Origin of the sequence: Streptomyces sp. NPDC049687 (assembly GCF_044465285.1) — a bacterium.
Classification (GTDB): Bacteria; Actinomycetota; Actinomycetes; order Streptomycetales; family Streptomycetaceae; genus Streptomyces.
In genome coordinates this window covers 74,361-98,252 of record NZ_JBITLN010000021.1, presented here as the reverse complement: position 1 = coordinate 98,252, position 23,892 = coordinate 74,361, and the positions used below count along the sequence as shown (strand labels likewise).

At 72.6% G+C, this 23,892-nt stretch carries 22 protein-coding genes; 15 read left to right on the top strand and 7 right to left on the bottom strand.

What is annotated here, in order from left to right:
• Position 1 precedes the first annotated feature (1 nt).
• Complete coding sequence (locus ACIBVL_RS39835) at positions 2 to 1,339, bottom strand: ferric reductase-like transmembrane domain-containing protein (RefSeq protein WP_399105556.1); 1,338 nt, start codon at positions 1,337 to 1,339, stop codon at positions 2 to 4.
• Between the two features lie 152 nt (positions 1,340 to 1,491).
• Between ACIBVL_RS39835 and ACIBVL_RS39830 the strand changes: the two genes are divergently transcribed.
• The 3 genes from ACIBVL_RS39830 (at position 1,492) to ACIBVL_RS39820 (ending at position 4,851) form a co-directional block, all read left to right on the top strand.
• The gene (locus ACIBVL_RS39830; RefSeq protein ID WP_399105554.1) at positions 1,492 to 2,184 is read left to right on the top strand and encodes a response regulator transcription factor; all 693 of its coding nucleotides are present in this window, start codon (positions 1,492 to 1,494) and stop codon (positions 2,182 to 2,184) included.
• Positions 2,181 to 3,632 carry a sensor histidine kinase gene (locus ACIBVL_RS39825; RefSeq protein WP_399105552.1) on the top strand — a complete coding sequence of 484 codons (1,452 nt, stop codon included), beginning with the start codon at positions 2,181 to 2,183 and terminating at the stop codon, positions 3,630 to 3,632. The genes ACIBVL_RS39830 and ACIBVL_RS39825 overlap by 4 nt, the downstream gene beginning before the upstream one ends.
• A gap of 208 nt (positions 3,633 to 3,840) precedes the next feature.
• Positions 3,841 to 4,851, top strand: a complete 1,011-nt coding sequence (locus tag ACIBVL_RS39820; protein ID WP_399105550.1) for a YbhN family protein — start codon at positions 3,841 to 3,843, stop codon at positions 4,849 to 4,851.
• A gap of 6 nt (positions 4,852 to 4,857) precedes the next feature.
• Here the strand turns inward: ACIBVL_RS39820 and msrB are convergent, their stop codons facing one another.
• The 4 genes from msrB to ACIBVL_RS39800 all read right to left on the bottom strand — a co-directional run bounded on the left by msrB (position 4,858) and on the right by ACIBVL_RS39800 (position 8,203).
• On the bottom strand, positions 4,858 to 5,265 hold the full coding sequence (gene msrB / locus ACIBVL_RS39815; protein ID WP_399105548.1) for a peptide-methionine (R)-S-oxide reductase MsrB: 408 nt from the start codon (positions 5,263 to 5,265) through the stop codon (positions 4,858 to 4,860).
• A gap of 13 nt (positions 5,266 to 5,278) precedes the next feature.
• Complete coding sequence (gene murC, locus ACIBVL_RS39810) at positions 5,279 to 6,664, bottom strand: UDP-N-acetylmuramate--L-alanine ligase (RefSeq protein WP_399105546.1); 1,386 nt, start codon at positions 6,662 to 6,664, stop codon at positions 5,279 to 5,281.
• A 150-nt stretch (positions 6,665 to 6,814) separates the two neighbouring features.
• Positions 6,815 to 7,288 carry an indole-3-glycerol phosphate synthase gene (locus ACIBVL_RS39805; protein WP_399105544.1) on the bottom strand — a complete coding sequence of 158 codons (474 nt, stop codon included), beginning with the start codon at positions 7,286 to 7,288 and terminating at the stop codon, positions 6,815 to 6,817.
• A 132-nt stretch (positions 7,289 to 7,420) separates the two neighbouring features.
• Positions 7,421 to 8,203 (bottom strand): pyrimidine reductase family protein, encoded by a 783-nt coding sequence (locus ACIBVL_RS39800; protein ID WP_399105542.1) that lies wholly within the window; start codon positions 8,201 to 8,203, stop codon positions 7,421 to 7,423.
• On the opposite strand from ACIBVL_RS39800, the gene zapE reads away from it, so the two are divergent.
• The 12 genes from zapE to ACIBVL_RS39740 all read left to right on the top strand — a co-directional run bounded on the left by zapE (position 8,202) and on the right by ACIBVL_RS39740 (position 21,566).
• Complete coding sequence (gene zapE / locus ACIBVL_RS39795) at positions 8,202 to 9,353, top strand: cell division protein ZapE (protein WP_399105540.1); 1,152 nt, start codon at positions 8,202 to 8,204, stop codon at positions 9,351 to 9,353. The two genes, ACIBVL_RS39800 and zapE, sit on opposite strands and share 2 nt — an antisense overlap.
• Before the next feature lie 184 nt (positions 9,354 to 9,537).
• The gene (locus tag ACIBVL_RS39790) at positions 9,538 to 9,942 is read left to right on the top strand and encodes a hypothetical protein (protein WP_399105538.1); all 405 of its coding nucleotides are present in this window, start codon (positions 9,538 to 9,540) and stop codon (positions 9,940 to 9,942) included.
• A gap of 92 nt (positions 9,943 to 10,034) precedes the next feature.
• Positions 10,035 to 10,616, top strand: coding sequence for a carbonic anhydrase (locus ACIBVL_RS39785; protein WP_399105536.1), 582 nt, complete (start codon positions 10,035 to 10,037; stop codon positions 10,614 to 10,616).
• 8 nt (positions 10,617 to 10,624) lie between these two features.
• Positions 10,625 to 12,127 (top strand): SulP family inorganic anion transporter, encoded by a 1,503-nt coding sequence (locus ACIBVL_RS39780; protein WP_399105534.1) that lies wholly within the window; start codon positions 10,625 to 10,627, stop codon positions 12,125 to 12,127.
• Positions 12,128 to 12,247: 120 nt separating this feature from the next.
• Positions 12,248 to 13,084: a slipin family protein gene (locus ACIBVL_RS39775; protein ID WP_399105532.1), complete on the top strand. Its 837-nt coding sequence runs from the start codon at positions 12,248 to 12,250 to the stop codon at positions 13,082 to 13,084.
• A gap of 90 nt (positions 13,085 to 13,174) precedes the next feature.
• The gene (locus ACIBVL_RS39770) at positions 13,175 to 14,542 is read left to right on the top strand and encodes an alkaline phosphatase PhoX (protein ID WP_399105530.1); all 1,368 of its coding nucleotides are present in this window, start codon (positions 13,175 to 13,177) and stop codon (positions 14,540 to 14,542) included.
• Positions 14,543 to 14,620: 78 nt separating this feature from the next.
• Entirely contained in the window at positions 14,621 to 15,484 is an 864-nt protein-coding gene (locus ACIBVL_RS39765) for a polysaccharide deacetylase family protein (protein WP_399105528.1), read from the top strand.
• 218 nt (positions 15,485 to 15,702) lie between these two features.
• Positions 15,703 to 16,428, top strand: coding sequence for a peptidyl-tRNA hydrolase (locus ACIBVL_RS39760; protein ID WP_399105526.1), 726 nt, complete (start codon positions 15,703 to 15,705; stop codon positions 16,426 to 16,428).
• A 100-nt stretch (positions 16,429 to 16,528) separates the two neighbouring features.
• Positions 16,529 to 17,950, top strand: coding sequence for a DUF692 domain-containing protein (locus tag ACIBVL_RS39755; RefSeq protein WP_399105525.1), 1,422 nt, complete (start codon positions 16,529 to 16,531; stop codon positions 17,948 to 17,950).
• Positions 17,951 to 18,197: 247 nt separating this feature from the next.
• Positions 18,198 to 18,950, top strand: coding sequence for a DUF4142 domain-containing protein (locus ACIBVL_RS39750; protein WP_399105523.1), 753 nt, complete (start codon positions 18,198 to 18,200; stop codon positions 18,948 to 18,950).
• A 90-nt stretch (positions 18,951 to 19,040) separates the two neighbouring features.
• Positions 19,041 to 19,835, top strand: a complete 795-nt coding sequence (locus ACIBVL_RS39745) for a TIGR04222 domain-containing membrane protein (protein ID WP_399105521.1) — start codon at positions 19,041 to 19,043, stop codon at positions 19,833 to 19,835.
• A 135-nt stretch (positions 19,836 to 19,970) separates the two neighbouring features.
• Complete coding sequence (locus ACIBVL_RS39740; RefSeq protein WP_399105519.1) at positions 19,971 to 21,566, top strand: alpha/beta hydrolase; 1,596 nt, start codon at positions 19,971 to 19,973, stop codon at positions 21,564 to 21,566.
• A gap of 80 nt (positions 21,567 to 21,646) precedes the next feature.
• On the opposite strand, the gene hemQ is transcribed toward ACIBVL_RS39740, so the two are convergent.
• Positions 21,647 to 22,378 carry a hydrogen peroxide-dependent heme synthase gene (gene hemQ, locus ACIBVL_RS39735; protein ID WP_399105517.1) on the bottom strand — a complete coding sequence of 244 codons (732 nt, stop codon included), beginning with the start codon at positions 22,376 to 22,378 and terminating at the stop codon, positions 21,647 to 21,649.
• Positions 22,379 to 22,383: 5 nt separating this feature from the next.
• Positions 22,384 to 23,841 carry a protoporphyrinogen oxidase gene (gene hemG, locus ACIBVL_RS39730; RefSeq protein ID WP_399105515.1) on the bottom strand — a complete coding sequence of 486 codons (1,458 nt, stop codon included), beginning with the start codon at positions 23,839 to 23,841 and terminating at the stop codon, positions 22,384 to 22,386.
• Positions 23,842 to 23,892: the final 51 nt, after the last annotated feature.

The window sequence follows — 23,892 nt, the reverse complement described above, 5'->3', positions numbered from 1 at the left end:
CTCATCCCGCCAGGCTGAAGCGCTCGAAGTGGATCTGCGTCTTGGGCACGTCCAGCTCGCGCAGGGTGCCGAGCACGGCGTTCATCATCGGCGGCGGCCCGCACAGGAAGACGTCCCGCTCCGCGATGTCCGGCACGAGCGCGGCGAGCTCGCGCGGCGCCAGCCGGTCCGGCACCGGCGGCCCGGTGACCAGGTGCAGTTCGGCACCCTTGGCGAGGGCCAGCTCGCGCAGCTCGTCGTAGAGCACGGCGTCGCGTTCGCCGGCGACCCGGTAGATGACGACCGCGTGCCCGTGGATCTCCTCCAGCAGCGCGCGGATGGGCGTGACGCCGACGCCGCCGGCGATGAGGAGGGACTCGGGGCGGGTGCGGTGCATCGCGGTGAAGGCGCCGTAGGGGCCCTCGGCGAAGACCCGGGTGCCGGGCTCGATATGGCGCAGGCCCGCGGAGCCGTCGCCGGCCGCCTTCGCGGTCAGGCGCAGGCGGGTGCCGTCGGGCGCGGCGGAGAGGGAGAAGGGGTTGGCCTGCCACCAGCGGTCCTTCGTCAGGAACCGCCACAGGAAGAACTGGCCGGCCCGGGCGGGCAGCCGGTCCAGGTCACGGCCGGTGATGTAGACGGACACGACGTTGTCGGACTCGGGGACGACCGATTCGACGCGCAGCTGGTGGCGCCAGTTCCGCCACAGCGGCAGGACCGCCCGGCCGAGGACCACCGAGCCGAGGGCGACGCCCCACACCCCGTACCAGTAGGCCGTGGCGGCGGAGGACGCGGTGAACGTCGTACCGACCGCGACCTGGTGGGTGAAGGCCAGCACGACGGCGACGTACGTGTACAGGTGGATGAAGTGCCAGGTCTCGTAGGCGAGCCGACGGCGGGCCAGGCGTGCCGAGACGCCGCCGATGACCAGGATGAGCACCATGGCGACGGCGGCGCGCAGTACGCCCTCGACGGTCTCGGCGAGGTCGACCAGCTGGCCGACCGGGTCCATCGAGGAGGACTCGGCGTAGCCGAGGGTGATGAACACGGCGTGCCCGACCAGCGTCCACAGCAGGCCGAAGCCGGTCCAGCGGTGCCAGTTGGTCAGCCGGTCCATGCCGATACGGCGGTCCAGCCAGGGCAGCCTGGCCACCAGCAGCAGCTGGAACGCCATCAGCAGCGCGCCGTACAGACCGGCGAAGCGGCCGATCACGACGAGCGCGTTGGAGGCGAAGCCGGCCTGCACGGCGAAGAGGGTCACGACGGCCGCGTTCGCGGCCAGCACGGCGTACAGGCCGGTGCGGGCCACTACTTTGGGACGGATCGCCGTGGGGGGTACGGGAGGCGATTGGACGGTCGTCACGGACGGAATCTCCTAGATCGGGTCCTCAGAACACAGAGCTTGTCCGTGCGGTGCTGTCGATTTCCTGTCGTACAACTTTCAAGAGCTTATCGATCCACGCGCGCGTGCCGGGCGGCCTCCTCGCCGTGCGGCGCGTGACGCACTATGTGCGGGTGGACAAAGTACGACTCCTCGTCGTGGACGACGACCCGCCGATCGCCGATCTCGTCGCGACGGTCGCCCGCTACGAGGGCTGGGACGCGGTCACCGCGAACTCGGGTGAGGAGGCGCTGCGTCGCGCCGCCGACTTCCACCCAGACATCGTGGTGCTCGACCTGATGCTGCCCGACCTCGACGGTTTCGGCGTCCTGGACCGGCTGCGGCAGTCCGGGACGATGGTGCCGGTGGTGTTCCTCACGGCCCGCGACGGGGTCGCCGACCGGGTGGCGGGGCTGACCCGGGGCGGCGACGACTACCTGGTGAAGCCGTTCGCGGTGGAGGAGCTGATGGCCCGGCTGCGGACCGTGCTGCGGCGCAGCGCGGGTCCCGGCTTCCAGCGTTCGGTGCTGCGGGTCGCCGACCTGACGATGGACGAGGACACCCGCGAGGTCCGGCGGGACGGGAAGCTGCTGACGCTCACCCCGACCGAGTACGAGGTGTTGCGCTATCTGATGCGCAAGTCGCCGACCGTGCTGACCAAGGCCCAGATCCTCGACCACGTGTGGGAGTACGGCTTCGGCGGCCGCTCCAACGTCGTCGAGCTGGTCGTCAGCCGGCTGCGCCGCAAGCTGGACGCGACGGGCGACGACCCGCTGATCCAGACGGTCCGGGGCTTCGGGTACGTGCTCCGGCAGGCGGCCGAGTGATCCGCCGGCTGTGGCGGACGTACCGGGGGACGCGGCTCGGCACCCGGCTGGCGCTGGGGCTGGGCGCGCTGGCGCTGGTGGTGTTCGCCGTCGTCGGCACCGCCCTGACGACGTACATGCGGGACTATCTCTCGGCCCAGCTCAACCAGCAGCTCTCCCTCGCCCAGGGCGCCCAGTCCAAGAGCCTCGCGGACTACGGCACGCTGGCCGGCAAGAAGTACTACCGCTGGTACTACGCGGTGTACGACGTGCGGGACGGCACACCCGTGCTGCGCACGCCCGAGGACCCCGGCGACGTGCCCGAGAACGTCGACGACCTCACGGCCCTGGCCAAGGCGCAGACCGTCGCGGGCACCGAGGTCCTGCGCACCGAGGACCTCCGCGGGGAGGGCCAGTACCGGCTGCGCGCCTGCGAGGTGGAACCCGGTGTGGTCCTGGTCAGCGGCGCGCCCATGGACGACATCGAGAACACCGTGCAGCACCTGATCACGATCCAGGTCGTCACGTTCGGCCTCGCGCTGCTGGCGCTGGTGGTGTTCGGCCGGGCGATGCTGCGGCGCGGTCTGAAACCGCTCAGCGACATGGCGCACACCGCGCAGGGCATCGCCTCGCACGACCTCACCGAGTCGGCGTCCCGGCTCCCGCTGCGCGCGGACCGCTCCGGCGGCGGCCCCGAGGTGGAGGAGCTGCGGACGGCGTTCAACACGATGCTGGAGCACATCGACGACTCGCTCGCCGTCCGCGCCAAGGCCGAGCAGCGGCTGCGCCGCTTCGTCGCGGACGCCTCGCACGAGCTGCGCACCCCGCTGATGTCGGTGCGCGGTTACGCGGACCTCTTCCAGTACGCGGCCGCCAACGCCCCCGAGGAGCGCGACAAGCACCTGGCCCGGCTGCGCGCCGAGGCCGCCCGGATGGGTGTCCTCCTCGACGACCTGCTGCTGCTCGCCCGCCTGGACGCGGCGGAGGTGGAGACGCCGTTGCGGATGGAGGACGCCGACCTGGTGGAGCTGGTCGAGCAGGCGGTCGACGCGTTCCGCGCCAGCCACCCCGGCCATCCCCTGACCCTCGCCCCGGCCCCGGCGGCCGTACCGCTGCGCATGGACCCGCACCGCATCCGCCAGGTCCTGGACAACCTCCTCACCAACGCGGCCGTGCACACCCCGGCCGGCACCCCGGTCTCCGTCGAGGTCTCCGTCCCCGGGGAGACCGCCCTCGTCCGGGTCGCCGACAAGGGCCCCGGCATCCCGCCCGGCGACCGGGACCGGATCTTCGACCGCTTCTACCGCGTCGACAAGGCCCGCAGCCGCGACCGCGGCGGCAGCGGCCTCGGCCTGTCCGTGGCCCGCTCCCTGGTCCGGGCCCACGGCGGCACGCTGGACCTGGGCGGGGAACCGGGGTCGACGGTCTTCACGCTGACTCTCCCGCTGGGAGCGCCGAAGAACCACTGAGGCGGGGTGAGCGGGGTCTCGCGGGGGCAGACATCTCCACAGCCGTGCCGCGCCCCGGTCGCCCCTCCGCCCGCGCGTCGTCGGTTCCCGGACACCGCACCGTCACACCGGAGGGGAAGTTTCTCTCGCGTTCCCCTCCTCCCCGCCCAGGGCCTGATCCGTCACACCGCCCCGCTCGCGGACGTGACGCGGAAGGACGACGTGTGCCGTGACCCTGCTGCCGCTCGACACCACCCCCGCCACCCCGCCCGAGTGCCCCGCCGCCCCGCCCCCGCGCGCGCTCCCCCGCCGCCCCCTGGGGTCCGCCACCGCCCGCCACGCCGTGACCCTGCTCCCCCTGGTGTACCTCGGGGTGTGGGCGGCGGTCGACTGGCACGCCGTGCGCGACGGCACCGCCCGCCTGGCCGGCGCGGACCCCTGGTGGCTGCTGGCCGGGCTGGCCTTCACCTATCTCGGTTCGGTCGCCGCCGCCTGTGTCCGGCAGGGGGCGATCCCCGACCGGCTGCCCAAGGGGCTGCTGGTGGCCTCGCAGATCGCCGCCGGCGCCGCGAACCATGTGCTGCCGGCGAGCATCGGCGCGCACGCGGTCACCGTCCGCTTCCTTCGGCGCCAGGGCGTCCCGCTCCCCCGCGCCACGGCGTCGATCGCCCTGTACTCGCTGGTCAGGGCCCTGGCGAAGACGCCCCTCGTCCTCGCCTTCCTGTTCACGGCCCCCGTCGCCGCGCTCCTCCCGGACGGCCGCACCCTGCTCCTGGCCGCTGCGGGCATCGTCCTGGCCCCCACGGCGGCCGCGGTCGTGGTCGCCCTCCTGCGCCCCCTGCGCCGCCCCGCCCTGGACTTCGTCCGTACGGCCCTCACCGACGCCCGGTGTCTGCACACCCGGCCCGGCCGAGTCCTGCCGCTGTGGGGTGGGGCGTTCGCGGCGCCGCTGATCCAGGCCTGTGTGGTCGCCTCGGTGGGGAAGGCCCTCGGTCTCCCCCTGACCTGGCCCGAGCTGCTCTTCGCGTTCCTCGCGGCGAGCACCGCGGCCGGCGCCGTGCCCGCGCCGGGCGGCATCGGCCCGGTGGACGCCGCCCTGGTCCTCACCCTGGCCGGCTACGGCGCCCCGCTCCCCCTCGCCACGGCCACCGTCATCGGCTACCGCACGCTGACCGTCTGGCTGCCCCTGCTGCCCGGAATGCTGGTGCTGTCGGCGCTGGTGCAGCGGCAGCGGTTGTGAGCCGGGTCAGCCCTCGTCGGGCGCCAGCCGCAGCGAGACGCTGTTGATGCAGTACCGCTGGTCGGTCGGGGTCGGATAACCCTCACCCTCGAACACGTGCCCGAGGTGCGAACCGCAGCGGGCGCACCGCACCTCGGTGCGCACCATCCCGTGCGACCGGTCCTCGATCAGCTCGACCGCGTCGGTGTCCTTCGGGTCGAAGAAGGACGGCCAGCCGCAGTGCGAGTCGAACTTGGTCTCGGAGGTGAACAGTTCGGCGCCGCAGGCCCGGCAGGAGTAGACGCCCTTCGTCTTCGTGTCGGTGTACTCACCGGTGAAGGCGGGCTCCGTCGCGGCCTGGCGCAGCACGGCGTACTCGGTGGGGGTCAGCTCCGCCCGCCACTGCTCGTCCGGCTTTTCGACGTCGTACGACACGATCCTCAGCCCCTCAGCTCGAAAGACGGTCCAGAATGCGCGGGCCCAGGTCGGTCACGTCGCCCGCGCCCATGGTGAGAACGAGATCACCGGCCCTCGCCATTCCCGCCACGACCTCGGGCACCTGGTCCTTGTCGTGCACGGCGGTCACGTCCGCGCCCGCCGCCCAGGCCGCGTCGATGATCAGCGCGCTCGTCACACCCGGGACCGGATCCTCGCGGGCCGGGTAGATGTCGAGGACGACGGACGCGTCGGCCAGGGTGAGCGACTGGCCCATCTCCGTGCCCAGTTCCTGCGTCCGGGAGAACAGGTGCGGCTGGAAGACGACGAGGATGCGGGCGTCACCGACCGCCGCGCGCATCGCCTCCAGGTCGGCGGTCATCTCGGTCGGGTGGTGCGCGTAGGAGTCGACGACCTGCACGCCGGCCGCCTCGCCCTTGAGCTGGAGCCGGCGCTTGACGCCGGTGTACGCGGCGAGGGCGGGGGCGAGCTCGCCGGCCGGGACGCCGAGGGCCGCACCCGCGGTGAGCGCGGCGACGGCGTTGAGCGCGTAGTGCCGGCCCGGCACCGAGACGGTGAAGACGATCTCCTGCCCGTCCAGCACCACGGTCACCTGGCTCTTGAGCCCCTGGGGCACGACGGACAGCACCCGCACATCCGCGTCCTCGGCCTCTCCGTACGTCACCGTCCGCACGCCCTCGACCCGTCGGGTCAGCTCGCGGGCGCCCTCGTGGTCGGCGGAGATCACCAGCGTGCCGCCGGGCACGATCCGGCCCGCGAAGGTCTCGAAGGACTCGTAGATCTCGTCCATCGAGGCGTAGTTGGCGTGGTGGTCCAGTTCCACGTTGAGGACGATCGCGACCTCGGGGGCGTATCTGTGGAAGCTGCGGTCCGATTCGTCCGCCTCCGCGACGAAGATCTCGCCGTCGCCGTGCAGCGCGTTGGAGCCGGGGACGTCCAGGTCGCCGCCGATCGCGTACGACGGCTTCAGCCCCAGCTCGGACAGCGAGACCGCGAGCATGGACGTGGTGGTGGTCTTGCCGTGGGTACCGGCGACCGCGATCGGCCGCAGCCCCTCCATCAGCGCGGCGAGGGCGTCCGACCGGTGCACCACCGGGATCCCCAGCTCCGCCGCCCGGGCCAGTTCCGGGTTGTCCTCGCGGATCGCCGACGACACGACGACACAGCTCGCGTCGTCGGCGAGATGCTCCGCCGCGTGCCCGATGTGCACGGTGACGCCCAGCGCCCGCAGCGCGGCGGCGGTCTCCGACTCCTTGGCGTCACTGCCCGCCACCTTCGCCCCGCGCTGCGCGAGAATCTTCGCGATCCCCGACATCCCGGCGCCGCCGATGCCGATGAAGTGCGGTCGGTCCATGGCGGTAGGGAGGCCGGGTGCCATGCGTGTTCTCCAAGGGTGCGCTACGACGATGAATGCGCCCCCACCCTATGGGGCAGGGGCAGGGACGGCCGACCCAGGGCGCGGGCCCGTATCGACGTGCGGCCCCGCCGCGCGGGCGCGACCGGCCACGACGGACCCGTACCCGGCCGACTACGCCTTGCTGTGCGAGAACAGCTTCAGCACGGGAACACCCACCTTGTTCCGAGCCCGCGACGCCCAGTCCCGGTGGAAGAACTCCTCCACGTAGTGCGGATCGGTGAGCACGATCACCTCGTCCGCCCCCACCTCGTCCACCAGGGACTTCAGCGCGTCCAGCGGATGGTCCTCGACCAGCCGCCCCACCGCCGGGCTGCCGGACGCCTGCAGCGCCTGCAGGGACACCTCGAGGGCTCTCACCCCGAACCCCTTCGCCTCCTCCCCCTCCGGCGTCTCCCGCTCCCGAGCCGCCTCGTCCAGCTCGCCGAGCGCCACGTCGTCGATGGCCCGCAGCAACCGGTCGGCCTGGTCGCCGCGCGGTTGGAGCAGCACATGGAAGGAGACCTGCTCGTCCCCGTGCAAGGTCGTGACGAACTCCACGTCGGCCGACGTCAGGGCCTTCTCGATCATCAATACGCTTGTGAACACCGGGCGCCCCTTCTGCGGAAACCATCCTGCCCCGCGGTCTCACGGGGACTGCGTGATCAAGTGTGCCCAGCCGAAGCTGAGCGGAACGACAGATTCCGGCGTTTTCGACACCGGCGGTACCGCTGAACGATCTCAGGACCGTTGATAGCGGCTGTACAGGAAACCCTCCTCCTCCAGCAGGGACACCAGTGCGAAACGGTGCGGCACGGCGACCGCGGGACCGCCCGCGATCCGCTGCGCGTCCCCGACGGTGAGCATCGGCGAGACGGTCAGACACAGCTCGTCCAGTACCCCGGCGGCGACGAACTGTCCCAGCATCCGGGGACCGCCTTCGGTCAGCAGCCGGGTGTGCCCCAGCTCGGCGAGGGCCCGTACGGCCCGCGCGGGCTCCACGCCCATGCCGTCACCGGCGATCACCACCCGCGCACCGGCCTTCTCGGCGGCGGCCACCTTGTCGGGGGCTGCCGCGGCGCCGGTGAGGACCAGGGTGGGCACGAGCGGCGAGGTGAACAGCGGGAGCGAGAAGTCCAGGTCGAGGCTGGCGGTGATCACCGCGATCGCGGGTACGGGCGTCTGCCCGGCCGCCTCCCGCCGCGGGGCGAACTCCGCACGCGCGCGTGCGGGCCGGTACCCCTCCTGCCGTACCGTTTCCGCGCCCACGACCACCACGTCCGCGAGTCCCCGCAGGGTGCCGAAGATCCGCATGTCGGTGGCGGTGGAGATCGGCTGGGAGCGCCCCTCGTGCTGGGCGGCGCCGTCGAGCGTGGACACCATGTTGGCCCGCAGCCAGGGCCGCGGCTCCCCGGGCGCGGGCTCGGGGTAGGCGTAGGCGCCGGCGAGCTCGTCGAGACTCCACTCGCGGTCACCGGACGTCATGGCGGATGTCTGGTCGGTCACAGGGAACAGCCGTCGCATGCCTCGCAGTCTGGCACGCCGACTAGCATGGGGAACCGTGTCGTCCTCCACCCCAGCCGCCCATGTCGACGAGATAGCCGACGCGGCCCCGCTGTCCTTGTGCGCCCGTGAGCCGTTCGTCCCCGCGGACCGGCTGGTCGCCGAGATGGTGCCGCCGCCGCGCTTCGACTCGGTGCGCTTCAGCACGTACCTCCCGGACCCGAACCAGCCCAGCCAGACCGAGGCCGTCGCCGTCCTGGAGGGTTTCGCGGGCGGGCTCGGCGGGGCGCACGCCGTCGGCGGCGGCAAGCGGGGGTTCTTCGGCTTCGGGAAGGCGAAGGGGAAGGCGGCCAAGGTTCCCGCCGGCCCGCGCGGGGTCTATCTCGACGGCGGCTACGGCGTCGGCAAGACCCATCTGCTCGCCTCCCTGTGGCACGCCACCCCGGCCGAGCCCGCGCTGAAGGCGTTCGGCACGTTCGTCGAGCTGACCAACCTGGTCGGCGCCCTCGGCTTCCAGAAGACCGTCCAGACGCTCTCCGGCCACCGGCTGCTGTGCATCGACGAGTTCGAGCTGGACGATCCGGGCGACACCGTCCTCGTCTCGACCCTGCTCGGCAAGCTGGTCGACGCGGGTGTGGCGCTCGCCGCCACCTCCAACACCCTGCCCGGCAAGCTCGGTGAGGGCCGGTTCGCGGCCGCCGACTTCCTGCGCGAGATCCAGGGCCTGTCCGCGCACTTCCGCACGCTGCGCATCGACGGCGAGGACTACCGCCACCGCGGCCTGCCCGAGGCGCCGGCGCCGTACTCCGACGAGCAGGTGACCAAGGCGGCGTACGCCACCCCGGGTGCCTCGCTCGACGACTTCCCCCGGCTGCTGGAGCACCTCGCCAAGGTCCACCCCAGCCGTTACGGAGCGCTCGCCGACGGCCTGAAGGCGGTCTGCCTCACGGACGTACGGCCGATTCCCGACCAGTCGACGGCCCTGAGGCTCGTCGTCCTGGCCGACCGGCTCTACGACCGCGAGGTCCCGGTGCTGGCCTCCGGGCTCCCCTTCGACCAGTTGTTCAGCGAGGAGATGCTGAACGGCGGCTACCGCAAGAAGTACTTCCGGGCGATCTCCCGGCTCACCGCGCTGGCCCGGGACGCGGGACGGCTCGTCGAGCCCCGGTAAAGGATCTCCCCCGCTCCGGTCAAGAGTCGGTTCGCGCCACATACCCCTCGCTTTTGAGGCGCACTTCTTCTCGAAACGCCGAGTTAACCCTGCAAACTACTTTGCAGGGTTAACGTGTTTCTTGACCAGCCATTGACCAACCGTTGGTCTGGACTAGAGGTGGGAACCGCCGGGAGGGGGGCACATGTTGCGAGGTACGACGGCCCGGACCGCGCTCGCGCTCCTCGCCGCCGTCCTGCTCGCCCTCCCGTTCTTCGCACCTACGTCCTCCTTCGCACACGCGCACACGGTGCGTCAGGTCGAGGCCAAGGTCACGACCGGAATCAAGCTCTCCGGCACGTCCTTGCGCGAGGAGTTCGTCACGGTCCGCGACTGCGGTCACTCCGGTGGCCCCTCGGATCCCCTGCGCTCCCGCGACCGCCACCGCGCCACCACCAGCGCCCCGGCTCCCCACGAGCCCGAGCGCGCGCTGCTGGCGCTGGATCCCGCCGCCGACCACGAACCGGTCCGGCCGCCCGATCCCCATCACCGCTCGTCGAGATCCTCGACGGCCCACTCCCCGGCGGCACTTCAGGTCTTCCGCTGCTGAGAGAGCAGAGCAGAACAGCAGTTCCCCACACCTGTCCTGTTTTCCTGCACGTCCGGACGCGCCCCCACAGCGCGCCAGGAGGAGTCACCATCATGCAGCCCCTCATCGACAACGCCCGTACCTTCGGACAGCGCCCTGAGGAGTTCGCCAAGCTCGCCGAAGGCCAGTCCCCGCAGGTCCTGTTCATCACCTGCTCCGACTCGCGGGTCGTGCCCGCCCTGATCACGGGCGCCCGTCCCGGCGAGCTCTTCGAGCTGCGCACGGCGGGCAACATCGTGCCGCCGTACGGCTCCGAGCGTCCCACCGGCGAGGCCGCCACCATCGAGTACGCGGTGGAGGTCCTCGGCGTCCAGGACGTCGTCGTCTGCGGCCACTCGCACTGCGGTGCCGTCGGTGCGCTGGTGCGCGGCGACGACCTCGACGCCGTCCCCGCCGTACGCGACTGGCTCGCGCACGCCGCGGACGAGCCGGGCGTCGCCGACCCGAGCGACCCGACGGTCGCCCTGGCCGTCCAGAACCACGTCCTCGCCCAGCTGCTGCGGCTGCGCTCCTACCCCTGTGTGGAGAAGCGGCTCGCGGACGGCCGGCTGCGGGTGCGCGGCTGGTACTACGAGGTGCACACCGGCGCGGTGCTCGAACACCGCGTCGAAACCGACGGCTTCGAGGCCCTGTGAGCGCCCCGATGAGCAACCGCGACCGAATATCCAGGTTCCCGCACCTCAAGCAGGACTTCGCCGCTTCACTCGTCGTCTTCCTGGTCGCGCTCCCGCTGTGCGTGGGCGTGGCCGTGGCCTCCGGCGTGCCGGCCGAGCTCGGGCTCGTCACCGGCATCGTCGGCGGCATCGTCACGGGTCTCATGCGGGGCAGCTCCCTGCAGGTGTCCGGTCCCGCGGCCGGGCTGACCGTGCTGGTCTTCGAGGCGGTGCAGGAGTTCGGCCTGCCCGCCCTCGGAGTGATCGTCCTCGCCACGGGCGCCCTGCAGATCGCCATGGGGGCCCTGCGGCTCGGCCGCTACTTCCGGGCCATCTCGGTCTCCGTGGTCGAGGGCATGCTGGCCGGAATCGGCCTGGTGCTGATCGCCGGCCAGCTGTATTCGGTGGTCGGCGCCAAGGCCCCGGACTCCGGCCTGGGGAAGATCGCCGGGCTGCCCGGGGCGCTCGTGGACGCGGCCGGCGACCCCACCGCGTCGGCCTCGCTCGCCCTGGGCGCCGGCACCGTCGCCGTCCTCGTGCTGTGGAAGCGGATGCCGGCGAAGGTGCGCACCGTGCCCGGCCCGCTCGCCGCGGTCGGCCTGGCCACCCTCGCCGCCCTGCTGATCGACCTGCCGGTGGCCACCGTCGAGGTGCGGGGCCTGCTCGGCTCGATCCAGCCGCCGTCGCTGTCCGCCTTCGGCGAGCTGGCCGACGTCGGACTGCTCGGCACGATCGTCGCGTTCACCCTGATCGCGTCCGCCGAGTCACTGTTCAGCGCGGCGGCCGTGGACCGGCTGCACAACGGTCCGCGCACCGAGTACGACAAGGAGCTCGTCGCCCAGGGCGCGGGCAACGCGATCTGCGGGGTCCTCGGCGCGCTGCCGATGACCGCGGTGATCGTGCGCAGCGCGGCCAACGTCCAGGCGGGCGCCCGCACGAAGGCGTCCCGGGTGCTGCACGGCGTCTGGCTGCTGCTGTTCGCGGCCCTGCTCCCGCAGGTACTGGCCTACATCCCCATCCCGGCCCTGGCCGGCGTCCTCGTCCATGCCGGCGCCAAGCTGGTGCCCGTCCGGGCGATCGCCGCCCTGTGGCGCGAGCACCGCGGCGAGGCGCTGATCCTGGTCGTCACGGCCGTGTCGATCGTCGCGGTCAGCATGTTCGAGGGCGTCCTCATCGGTCTCGCGCTCGCCGTGGTCAAGACGGCCTGGGAGGCCTCGCACCTCAAGCTGGAGATCGTCGACAAGGGCGCCGGTCCGCTCCAGGCTCACCTGTCGGGCAACGCGACCTTCCTGAAGCTGCCGAAGATCCTCGACAGTCTGGAGTCCCTCCCGCAGGACCGCCCGGTCGAGCTGAACCTCTCCGGCCTGCACCATCTCGACCACGCCTGCCGCACGGCCCTGGAGACCTGGGCCCAGCAGCACAGCGCGGCCGGCACGGAGCCGGTGAGGGTCACGGAGCCGGTCACCGAGCCGGTGAACGCCACGGCGGCCTGACCACCGCAGGGCCCGCCGTCCGGCCCGGAGCGTGGCTCCGGGCCGGACGGCGGGCATATCGTTACAGAAGCAGAGGAAACGGAACGGCCCTCTTGTCGCCTCTCTGCAAAGGAGGGCGCCATGCTCCCGGAGCTGCTGGGTGTGGCCGCGGCGGTCGGCGCCGCGGGCGTGGTATATCTCGGCGCGGCCGCGCGGGTCGTCAAGCAGTACGAGCGCGGGGTGGTCCTGCGGCTCGGCCGGCTGCGCGGTGACGTGCGGACGCCGGGGTTCACGACGGTGATCCCGGGCGTGGACCGGCTGCGCAAGGTCAACATGCAGATCGTGACCATGCCCATTCCCGCGCAGGAGGGCATCACCCGCGACAACGTGACCGTGCGGGTCGACGCGGTGGTGTACTTCCGGGTGGTGGACGCGGCGGCCGCGATCATCAACGTCGAGGACTACCGTTTCGCCGTCTCACAGATGGCGCAGACCTCTCTGCGGTCCATCATCGGCAAGAGCGAGCTGGACGACCTGCTGTCCAACCGCGAGAAGCTCAACGAGGGCCTGGAGCTGATGATCGACAGCCCGGCCGTCGGCTGGGGCGTGCAGATCGACCGGGTGGAGATCAAGGACGTGTCCCTGCCGGACACCATGAAGCGTTCCATGGCCCGTCAGGCCGAGGCCGACCGGGAGCGCCGGGCCCGGATCATCAACGCGGACGCCGAGCTCCAGGCGTCGAAGAAGCTGGCCGAGGCGGCGCAGCAGATGGCCGACACGCCCTCCGCCCTCCAGCTGCGGCTGCTGCAGACGGTGATGGCCGTGGCGGCCGAGAAGAACTCCACGCTGGTGCTGCCCATCCCGGTGGAGCTGCTGCGCTTCCTGGAGAAGGGGGGCCAGCAGCCGCCTACGGCGTCCTTGGAGGCCTCCCCGGAAGCTGCGGAGACCCCGGAGACGGCTGGGGAGACCGACGGGTGACACGTGCTACGCGCGTGGTTCCGGGGACGCGTGTGGGGTGATAGACACAGCGGGATCACAGTTCCTGTCCGCCAGCAGGAAGGTTTCCGCATGTCTGCCACACGACGTCAGATCCTCGCCCGCACCGGTGCCCTGGGAGCGGGCATCGCGTTCACCGGCGCCCTCTCCGACCTCTTCGCGGGCACCGCGGCCGCGCAGAACCTCGGCCACACCGGCTACGGCCCCCTCGTCCCCGACCCGGACGGCCTCCTCGACCTCCCCAAGGGCTTCCGCCACCGGGTCCTCTCCCGCGAGGGCGACCCGCTGCGCTCCGGCGAGGGCCCGGTCCCCTCCAACCACGACGGCATGACGGCCCTCCCCGCCCGGGGCGGACGCGTCCATCTGGTCCGCAACCACGAGAACCGCCCCACGGCGAAGTACCCGGTCCCGACGGTCGACGGCCTGACGTACGACCCGGCCGGCAAGGGCGGCTGTACGGCCCTGACGCTGGACTCCCACAACAGGGTGCTCTCGGAGCGGGTCGCGATCGCCGGTACGGCCGTCAACTGCGCCGGCGGGCCCACCCCCTGGCACACCTGGCTGACCTGCGAGGAGACCGAGGACAAGGCCGGCACGAACGGCTACACCAAGGACCACGGCTTCATCTTCGAGGTCGACCCGTCCGACCCGCGCCGCACCGGAGCCGTCCCGCTGACCGCGATGGGCCGCTTCCAGCACGAGGCGATCGCCGTCGACCCGCACCTCGGAATCGTCTACGAGACGGAGGACGCGTTCCTCAAGCCGTTCGGCCTCTTCTACCGCTTCCTCCCCGAGAAACCGCTGGGCGGGACCGGCTCGCTCCGCGCGGGCGGCCGCCTCCAGGCGATGCGTGTCCCCGGCGTTCCCGACCTGTCCTCGATCCAGGAGACGGGCGCCACCTTCGACGGCATCGAGTGGGTCGACGTACCGGACCCGCTGGCCGCCGAAACCCCCGTCCGCCTCCAGGACTTCGGCCCGAAGGGCATCACCCACGCGCAGAAGCTGGAGGGCTGCTACTGGGGCGGCCGGTGCGTGTACTTCGTCTCCTCCTTCGCCCGCGGCGCGGACGGGTCGGCGGCCGACCACTTCGGCCAGATCTGGCGCTACGACCCCGCACGCCGGCGTCTGACCCTGGTGATCGTCTTCGGCCCCGACACGGACGTCCAGCTCCCCGGCGAGTCCCCGGACAACATCTGCCTCGCCCCCAGCGGCGGCCTGATGGTCTGCGAGGACGGCAACGGCGCCCAGCACGTCTTCGGTGTGACACGGGGCGGCGAGGTCTACGCCATGGCCCGGGGCCGCCAGAACATCGGTACGGCGGACGAGCCCGAGTGGGGCGAGTTCGCGGGCGTCACCTTCTCGCCCGACGGCGGGACGATGTACGTCAACTGCTACACGCCGGGGACGACGTTCGCGGTGACGGGGCCCTGGCGGAGGTAGCGGCCGGGCGGGTGACGCCACCGGAGAGGATCGATCGTATGGTCATACCTACGGATTGACTTCTCGTACGGTCATACGGTGATCACTCCCGTACGTCGTCTGACCGCGGCCTGTGCCCTCGGTGCCGCCCTCACCGCTTGCGGCACCTCCCCGGCACCCCCGGCGGCCCGCCCGGCGGCACCCGCCCCCACCTCGGCCTCGCCGTCCCCCTCCGCCGCGCCCTCCCGGCCGCCGACCCTGGCGCCGGGACCGGCCGGTCTCGCCCCCGTCTTCACCAACGGCCCCCGCACGCTCGGCAGGACCGTCGCCCTCACCTTCGACGCCGACATGACCGCCGATCAGGGGCCGCGGGCGGCGGCCGGGGAGCACTTCGACAACCCCGGGCTGATCGCGGCGCTGCGGGCGCTGAAAGTGCCGGCCACCGTGTTCATGACGGGGCGGTGGGCCGAGGAGTACCCGGACCAGGCCCGTTCCCTCGGGCGGGACCCGCAGTTCGAAGTCGCCAACCACTCCTACAGCCACTACGCCTTCACCGACGACTGCTACGGCCTGCCGACCGTCTCCGAGGACCGGATGCGGACGGATGTGGAGCGGGCGTACGCGGCGTTCCGCGAGGCGGGCGTGCCGGACGCGATGCCGTACTTCCGCTTCCCCGGCGGCTGTTACGACCGGCGGGCGCTGCGGGCGGTGAGCGGCGCCGGTGTGACGGCGGTGCAGTGGGACGTGGTGAGCGGGGACGCGTTCGCGACGGACGCGGACGCGGTGGCCCGGGAGGTGCTGGACGGGGTGCGGCCGGGATCCGTGGTCGTCATGCACTGCACCCGCAGCGCCGCCCCGGCGACCGAGCGCGCGGTGCGCGAGATCGTGCCCGAGCTGCGTCGGCGGGGGTACCGGTTCGTGAAGGTGTCGGAGCTGATCGGGGCTTCGAGCGGGCGGCGGTGAGGCTCGTACGCCGCAGGTACGAGTGAGGACGCCTACGGCTTGATCGACGCGGCCGGGCGCCGTACCGGGGAGGCAGGAGGCGCGGGAGGGTGGACTTAGGGTGGACTGGCCGGCGCCGGTTCCGGGGGCGCGTTGCGGAGGACCCTGGGCCGCGTATGCCGTAGCGGCGGCCTACGTCAGGCGTAGATCGCGTTCCATGAGGAGCATCTTGTCGTAGGTTGGCCGGTGTGAGCCCTGATCATCAGTCGCCCGGCGACAGTCCCTTCCGGTCCGAGCCGAGCGCGCGCGACTCGGCGCCCCAGTTCGTGCTGCCCCTGGTCGTGCGGATGGAGAGGACCGCGCCGCCCGCCCGTACCGATGCCCTGGAGACGGCCGCTCGCGCCGTCCTCGTCATGCTGAGTGACGAGCGCTCCGTCGGCGAGGGCGAGTGGGCGCAGGCCGTGCGGGACTGGCAGGACGCCCGGATTCGGAAGGTCGTGCGGCGGGCTCGTGGTGGCGAGTGGCGGCGGGCCGAGGCGCTGCCCGGGATCACGGTCACCGGGAAGGCGGCCGAGGTGCGGGTGTTTCCGCCCGTACCGTTGGACGGGTGGCCGAAGGAGCTGGCGAAGCTGCAGGTCTCCGGGACCGATCTGGACGATCCGGAGCCGCCGGTCGAGGCCGACCCGTCCGCGCCGGTGATCTGGCTGAATCCCGACCTCGAAATGTCGGCGGGCAAGGCGATGGCCCAGGCCGGGCACGGTGCGCAGCTGGCCTGGTGGGAGCTGTCGGAGCAGGAGCGGGACGCCTGGCGCGAGGCCGGGTTTCCGCTCGCCGTGCGGACCGCCGGGGCACAGCGGTGGCGGGAGCTGACGGCGAGCGGGCTGCCGCTGGTGCGGGACGCGGGCTTCACCGAGATAGCGCCGGGGAGTTGCACCGTGGTCGCGGATCACCCCTCGCTGCGCTGAACCTCAAATGTTGCTCTGAACCTGGCGCCCGGGCGGTTCGGCGGACGGTGGTGGGGTCATACCCCCGTCACCACCGGGGGGACCGAAGGAGGCGGGGACCATGGCGCGACTGGGGACGGGGATCGGCTGGCGGCCGGAGATCGCGGACACCGTGGAGCGGATGCCGGGCATCGACTGGGTCGAGGTCGTGGCGGAGAACACCTGCCCCGGGCACCTTCCGCAGTCGCTGGTGCGGCTGCGTGAGCGGGGGGTCACCGTGGTGCCGCACGGGGTGTCGCTGGGGCTGGGCGGGGCCGAGCGGCCGGACGAGGGGCGGCTCACGGCGCTCGCCGAGCGGGCCGAGGCGCTGGGTTCCCCCCTGGTCACCGAGCACATCGCGTTCGTCCGCGCGGGCGGCCCGCTGACCGCCACCCCGCGACTGGAGGCCGGCCACCTGCTGCCGGTGCCGCGCACCCGGGACGCCCTCGACGTGCTCTGCGAGAACGTACGCATCGCGCAGGAGGCGCTGCCCGTGCCGCTCGCCGTCGAGAACATCGCCGCGCTCGTCGCGTGGCCGGGCGAGGAGATGACCGAGGGACAGTTCCTGTACGAGCTGGCCGAGCGGACCGGCGTACGGCTGCTCATCGACGTGGCGAACCTGTACACCAACCACGTCAACCGCGGCGAGGACCCCGCCAAGGCGCTCGCCGAGCTCCCCGTCGAGGCCATCGCGTACGTCCATGTCGCGGGCGGCTTCGAACGGGACGGCGTCTGGCACGACAGCCACGCCCACCCCGTCCCGCGCCCGGTCCTCGACATCCTGACCGACCTGGCGTCCCGGGTGTCGCCGCCCGGGGTGCTGCTGGAGCGCGACGAGAACTTCCCCGAACCCGCTGAGATGGAAGGGGAGTTGAGCGCGATCCGGGAGGCGGTACGGGACGGGGAGCGGCGTGCGGTGAAGCAGGAGCTGATACGGCTCGGCCGGGACGCGAGGGCAGGGGCGGCGGCGGAGCCGGGTCGGCCCGTCGGGGGTGTGGAGGCGGCGGTGCCGGGTCGGCCCGTCGGGGGTGTGGAGGCGGCGGTGCCGGGTCGGCCCGTCGGGGGTGTGGAGGCGGCGGTGCCCGCCGCCGGTGAGGCCACCCGGCAGCGTCTCGGGCTCGCCCAGGCCGCGCTGCTGTCCGCGCTGGTCGCGGGGACACCGGTGCCGGAGGGCTTCGACCGGGTGCGGCTCGGCGTGCAGGCGCGGGCGCTGGCGGCCAAGCGCGCCGGGGTCGTGGCCAAGGTGGCACCGGAGCTGCCGGTCATCCTCGGTGAGGGGTACCGTCCGGCGTTCCTCGCGTACGCCCACGGCCATCCGATGCGCGGAGGCTACCGGCAGGACGCCCTGGACTTCGCGGAGCAGGTGCTGTTGGGCGGGCGGCTGGAGGAGGGGCGGGCGCGGCGGGAGTTGCGTACCTGGTGGCTGGACCGGTCGGGGCCGGCGCCGCGGTCACGGTCGCGGCTGGCGCTGGAGCGGATGGGCCGGTCGCTGATCCGGCGTTAGGTGCGGGTCCGCGGCCGTGCGCCCTCCGGTGTGCCCGGGCTAACACCCGTGCCCGCTACAGCCATTCAAGTGTCATGGTTCATATCGCTTCTGACGCTTATGCCGATCGGGAAAGCGCCCCCATTCGCCCACAATGCCCGTGATGAACCCTTCACCTCTGAACGGAACTTGGCGTCGCGGACACAGTAATATTGCCTTTCCCGCACTCGAAACGCACAAGTGTGCGGTGCCGCAAGCAGGAGGCACCATGCGACCGCGCCCACCCGTCCAGGGGAGAGGCATCTTCAGTGGCACCGGGATCATCATCACGGGGCTGGCCGCGACCCTCGTGGCGCTGATCTACCCGGTCTGGACCTACACCGACCAGCCGTCGGCGGGAGCGGACGTGCTGAACGCGCAGACCGTGGCGACGCAGTACGGGCCGCTGTCCGCGCTCGACCAGGAGTTCATCACGAAGGTCCGGCTGGCCGGGCTGTGGGAACTGCCCGCCGGGCAGCAGGCCCAGCAGAAGGGCACGACCGAGGCCGTACGGACCGCCGGGCAGCATCTCGTCGAGGGGCACACCCTTCTGGACCAGCGGGTGCGCGACGTGGCCGCCAAGTTGGGGCTGAGCCTGCCGAACGAGCCCAACGACCAGCAGAAGGGCTGGCTGGCGGAGCTGAACGCGGCACAGGGCGTGGACTTCGACCGGAAGTTCGCCAACATCCTGCGGCTCGCGCACGGCCGGGTGTTCTCCCTCGTCGCACAGGTGCGGGCCGGCACCCAGAACTCGCTGGTGCGCGCACTGGCCGACGACGCCAACACGACCGTCCTGGACCACATCAGGATCCTGGAGGCCACCGGGTACGTCGACTTCGACGCGCTGGCCCGGGATCTGACGGCGACCGGCACCCCCACGCCCGCGGCCGGCCCGGGGACCGTCGTGCCGGTGACGCCGTCGCCGTATCCGAGCCACACCCTGCCGCCGGCGGCCTCCAGCCCGCTGCCCGCCGCCTCCTGAGCCAAGCGGAACGTCACATACCCACAACGCTCGGTCCGGATGATGAACAAGGCATGGCGTTTTCCCGTGTATACGGCATAGAAACGTGGCATGTTCTGGGTCCTTCTCCTGCTCCTGTCCTGGGGCGTCGCGGGCGCGGCGTGCACCCGGCTGCGCCTGGCCGCCGTACGTGCGGCGGCCGTGGACACCGGGGACGCCATCGCGGGTCGGGGGCATGACCTGACGCTCTACGAGGCGGCGTTCCTGTCCGGCGGACCGGGCCGGGTCGCCGACCTGACCATGGTGTCGATGGCACGGCAGCGGCGGCTGCTGCTCGCGCACACCGGCTGGGCGACCGTCGTGGACCCGCGCGGGCGCGACGAGATGGAGCGGTCGGTCATCGGGGCCATCGGGCCCGGGGGGCAGTCCCGCATCGCGCCGGCGCGGGCCGCGGCGGCTGCCGCGGACGCGGTGCGCGGCCTCGCCGACCGACTGGTCAGCGCCGGCCTGGCGGTGCCCGACGGGGCCCGTACGACGGTCGCGGCCGGGGTGCGGCAGGTACGGCTGGCGGCGGTGTTCGTGCTGGCGGTGGGCGCGGTGGCGCTGCTGATGCCGACGGGCGGCACCGATATGCCGCGCGGGCTGGTCGCTCTGTGGTTCGCGCTGCCGCTGGCGCTCACGATGAGCTGTCTGGCCATAGCGCGGGTCGAGGTGCACCCGTACGCGCGCTGGGCCTCCCCGGCCGGACAGCGGCTGCTGGGTGCCCTGGCCCGGCGGGCCGACGGCACCGGCGGTGCGGGCGGCACCGCTGACGACCGGTCGTATCTGACCTCCGTCGCCGTCCTCGGGATCCGCGCGGTCGGCGAGCCGGATCTTCGGGCGGCCTTCGCGCACCGGGAGCAGTAGACCCGACGGGCGCGTTCGCCTCCCCGGGGGCGCACTTGGAGCATTGACGCCGACACCGGGGGGTGGTGCTTGCCTTCCCCCGCAACCGTACGAAACATCCCTTTTGTCGCCGCCGCGCACCGAAGGGACTCGCGAATGAGAGCCGCCGCCCTCTACTCGGCCACAGGAGCCCTGCTCCTGACCACCCTCTCCGCCGCCCCGGCGGGCGGCACACCGGGATCCCCGGGATCACCGGGCGCCGCGGGTCCTTCCGCCGGTGTCGCGCTCGCCGCCGCGCGGGCCGCCGCGCAGGGCATCGACTTCGGGACGTGCTCCGACGCACAGGACCTGCCCGGCAGCATGCGGTGCGGCACGGTCGGCGTCCCGCTCGACTACGCGCGGCCGGACGGCAAGCAGATCAAGCTGACCGTCAGCCGGGTCGAGGCCACCCACCGCGACCCGCACAACAGCAAGCACCGGGTGCCCCGCAAGGGCGCCCTGGTCTTCAACCCCGGCGGTCCGGGCGGCTCCGGCCTGTACTTCCCGCTGATCGGCCTGCTCCCGGAGTGGAAGCGCATCGGGGCGGCCTACGACCTTGTCGGCTACGACCCGCGCGGTGTCGGCCGCTCCGCTCCCCTGTCCTGCCAGGACCCCCAGCACTTCTTCAAGGGCCCCTCCCCCGCGCCGACTCACCCCTCCGAGTCGTACAAGCGGGAGCGCATCGCCGAGGCGAAGGCGTACGCGCGCGGCTGCGCCGAGCGGGCCGGCGGCTCCCTCCAGCACTACAACTCGCTGAACAACGCGCGCGACCTGGACGTGGTGCGGGCCGCGCTGGGCGAGGAACGGCTGAACTTCATGGGGGCGTCCTACGGCACCTACTTCGGGGCGGTGTACGCCACGCTGTTCCCCTCGCACGTACGGCGCATGGTGTTCGACGCGGCGGTGAACCCGGATCCGGCGCACATCTGGTACCGCAACAACCTCGACCAGTCGGTGGCGTTCGAGAGCCGCTGGGCCGACTTCCGGGAGTGGATCGCCCGGCACGACAAGGTGTACGGGCTCGGCGACACGGCCCGGAAGGTGCTGCGCAGCTACGAGCGGGCCCGGGCCCGGCTGGCGGCGGAGCCGGCCGGCGGCAAGGTCGGGCCGGGGCAGCTGCAGAGCGCGTTCCTGCAGGCCGGCTACTACGACGACTACTGGCCGCACCGGGCGCGGGCGCTGTCGGACTACCTGAAGGGCGACCCGGAGGAGCTGATCGCACAGGCCGGGCCGGTGACCGAGGCCGCCGCGGAGGCGGAGAACTCCTCCGCCGTCTACACGGCCGTGGAGTGCAACGACGCGCCCTGGCCGACGGACTGGAAGGTGTGGGACCGCGACAACACGCGGCTCGCGCGCGTGGCGCCGTTCGAGACCTGGGACAACGTGTGGGCGAACCTGCCGTGCGCGTACTGGCCCGCGCCGCGTCAGCGGCCTGTCGATGTGCGGACCGGACCCGGTGAGCTGCCGCCGACGCTGATCCTCGCCGCCGAGCGGGACGCCGCCGCGCCGTACGACGGGGCTCTCGAACTGCACCGCCGCCTGTCGGGCTCGGTGCTGGTGACGGAGCGCGACGCCGGCACCCACGGCATCGCGGGCGGGCCCAACCAGTGCGTCAACGGGCATCTCGACGCGTATCTGCTGCAGGACCGGCTGCCGGCGCGGCGCGCCGCCTGCGGGGGCCACGCGCAACCGCAGCCGACGGCTGATCACTGACGCCGGCTGCGGGTCGGTCGTGGCTGGTGCGCCCGCGCGGAGGAGCCGCACATCGATCCGGCCCCGCGCCCCTCGGGGCGTCAGGCCAGACCGGCGACCAGTTCGGCCACCGACTTGCGGCGGCCCGTGAAGAACGGGATCTCCTCACGGACGTGCATGCGGGCCTCCGAGGCGCGCAGGTGACGCATGAGGTCGACGATGCGGTACAGCTCGTCGGCCTCGAAGGCGAGGATCCACTCGTAGTCGCCCAGCGAGAACGAGGCCACGGTGTTGGCGCGGACGTCGGGATAGCCGCGGGCCATCTTGCCGTGGTCGGCGAGCATGCGGCGGCGGTCCTCGTCGGGCAGCAGGTACCAGTCGTAGGAGCGCACGAAGGGGTAGACGCTCACGTAGTCACGGGGCGTCTCGTCGGCGAGGAACGCCGGGATGTGCGAGCGGTTGAACTCGGCGGGGCGGTGCAGCGCCATGTTCGACCAGACCGGCTCCAGGGCGCGGCCCAGCCTGGTGCGGCGGAAGAGGTTGTACGCCTCCTGGAGCTGGTCGCTGGTCTCGGCGTGCCACCAGATCATGAGGTCGGCGTCGGCGCGCAGACCGGACACGTCGTACGTGCCGCGGATCGTCACGTCCTTGGCGGCGAGCTGGTCGAACAGCTCCTGGACCTCGTCGGCGTAGCCCGCGCGGTCCTCGGGCAGCACGTCCTTCAGCTTGAAGACCGACCACAGCGTGTAGCGGATGACCTCGTTGAGGTCCTTGGCCAGCTTGCCCTTGTTCGGGATCCTGCCGGACTCGGTGGTGGGGGCGTCGTCACTCATGGTTCTTATTCTCCTGCTCCGCCGTGCATGCTTTGCACCGGGTGGGCGGTGAGCTCCTCCACGGCGCTCAGGTCGCCGCCGAGCTGGTCCACCGCCGCGTGGGCGCTCGCGACGCAGGCCGGGATGCCGACGCCGTCGTACTGCGCGCCGCAGACGGCGAGGCCGGGGAGCTTGGCGAGGTGCTCGCGGATGCGGGCCACGCGCGCGTGGTGGCCGACCGGGTACTGGGGCAGGCCGTCCGTCCAGCGGGTGACACGGGTCTCCAGCGGGGTGGCGTCCAGGCCGGTGGCCTCCCGCAGGTCGTGCCGGGAGACATCGACGAGGTCCGCGTCGTCCCGTCGCAGGATCTCCGTCTCGCCGTACCGTCCGACGGAGGTGCGCAGCACGATCACGTCCGGGTCCTCGTCGGCGATCCAGCCCCACTTCTGGGAGGCGAACGTCGACGCCTTGATGGTGCGGCCGTCGACGGGCGGCACCAGGAAGCCGCTGCCCTCGGGGAGGACGGTGTCGGAGCGGCGGTAGGCGAGGGTGACCAGGGCCATCGAGGCGTACTCGACGGTGCGCAGCTCGGCGGCGGCCGCCGGGGACTCGGCGGCCAGCAGCCCGGCGGCGACGGGCGCGGGCACGGCCACGACCACGGCGTCGGCGCTCAGGACCCGGTCTCCGGCGGTCACCTGCCACCCGCCGGCCGGCTCCCGGCGCAGCCCGGTCACCGGCACACGCGTGTGGATCTCCCCGCCGCGCGCCTCGACGGACTCCGCGACCGCGAGGGGCAGCGCGCCCACACCGCCCTCGACGCCCATGAACACGGGCCCGGTCTGCTGGCTGGCGGCCGCCTTCGCCTGGATCTCGCGGACGGCCTCCGTCAACGAGGTGTGGGTCCTCGCCGCCTGGAAGAGCTGCGGTACGGCCGAGCGCATCGAGATGCGGTAGGCGTCACCGGCGTACACCCCGCCGAGCAGCGGCTCGATCAGACGGTCGACGACCTCGCGGCCAAGGCGGGCCGCCACGTACTCGCCGACCGCCACGTCCTCGCCGACCTCCGTGCGCGGCAGGTCGGCGTCGCGCTCGATACGGGCGAGGCCCTCGTCGGACAGCACGCCGGACAGGGCGGTCGCCGTGCCGGGGACGCCCATGACATGGCCCTTGGGCATGGGGCGCAGGGCGCCGCGGGTCCAGATCGAGGCCGTCGCGGTGGCCGGCGCCCGGAGGCGACCGGCGAGACCCACCTCGCGCGCGAGGGCGACCGCCTCGGGGCGGCGGGCCAGCATCGACTCGGCGCCCAAGTCCACGCGCACGCCCGCGATCTCGCCCGGCAGCAGCTTGCCGCCCACCCGCTCCGACGCCTCCAGCACGGTCACCCGCGCCCCGCGCTCCAGCAGCCGGTGGGCCGCGGCCAGCCCCGCGATGCCGGCTCCGACGACGACGACGTGCTGCCCCGCACCCGTACCCGTTGCGCTCATGTCCCCACTCTCTCAGACCCCACCGACGCTCCGGCCAGGGCCATGTGGCCC

Excerpts from the sequence above, each read along its gene's own strand:
- ACIBVL_RS39800 (WP_399105542.1), bottom strand. The coding sequence starts at position 8,203 with ATGCGACGGCTGTTCCCTGTGACCGACCAGACATCCGCCATGACGTCC.
- ACIBVL_RS39780 (WP_399105534.1), top strand. The coding sequence starts at position 10,625 with ATGAGCAACCGCGACCGAATATCCAGGTTCCCGCACCTCAAGCAGGAC.
- ACIBVL_RS39790 (WP_399105538.1), top strand. The coding sequence starts at position 9,538 with ATGTTGCGAGGTACGACGGCCCGGACCGCGCTCGCGCTCCTCGCCGCC.
- ACIBVL_RS39770 (WP_399105530.1), top strand. The coding sequence starts at position 13,175 with ATGTCTGCCACACGACGTCAGATCCTCGCCCGCACCGGTGCCCTGGGA.
- ACIBVL_RS39785 (WP_399105536.1), top strand. The coding sequence starts at position 10,035 with ATGCAGCCCCTCATCGACAACGCCCGTACCTTCGGACAGCGCCCTGAG.
- ACIBVL_RS39775 (WP_399105532.1), top strand. The coding sequence starts at position 12,248 with ATGCTCCCGGAGCTGCTGGGTGTGGCCGCGGCGGTCGGCGCCGCGGGC.
- ACIBVL_RS39750 (WP_399105523.1), top strand. The coding sequence starts at position 18,198 with ATGCGACCGCGCCCACCCGTCCAGGGGAGAGGCATCTTCAGTGGCACC.
- zapE (WP_399105540.1), top strand. The coding sequence starts at position 8,202 with ATGCCTCGCAGTCTGGCACGCCGACTAGCATGGGGAACCGTGTCGTCC.
- ACIBVL_RS39745 (WP_399105521.1), top strand. The coding sequence starts at position 19,041 with ATGTTCTGGGTCCTTCTCCTGCTCCTGTCCTGGGGCGTCGCGGGCGCG.
- ACIBVL_RS39755 (WP_399105525.1), top strand. The coding sequence starts at position 16,529 with ATGGCGCGACTGGGGACGGGGATCGGCTGGCGGCCGGAGATCGCGGAC.
- ACIBVL_RS39740 (WP_399105519.1), top strand. The coding sequence starts at position 19,971 with ATGAGAGCCGCCGCCCTCTACTCGGCCACAGGAGCCCTGCTCCTGACC.
- murC (WP_399105546.1), bottom strand. The coding sequence starts at position 6,664 with ATGGCACCCGGCCTCCCTACCGCCATGGACCGACCGCACTTCATCGGC.
- hemQ (WP_399105517.1), bottom strand. The coding sequence starts at position 22,378 with ATGAGTGACGACGCCCCCACCACCGAGTCCGGCAGGATCCCGAACAAG.
- hemG (WP_399105515.1), bottom strand. The coding sequence starts at position 23,841 with ATGAGCGCAACGGGTACGGGTGCGGGGCAGCACGTCGTCGTCGTCGGA.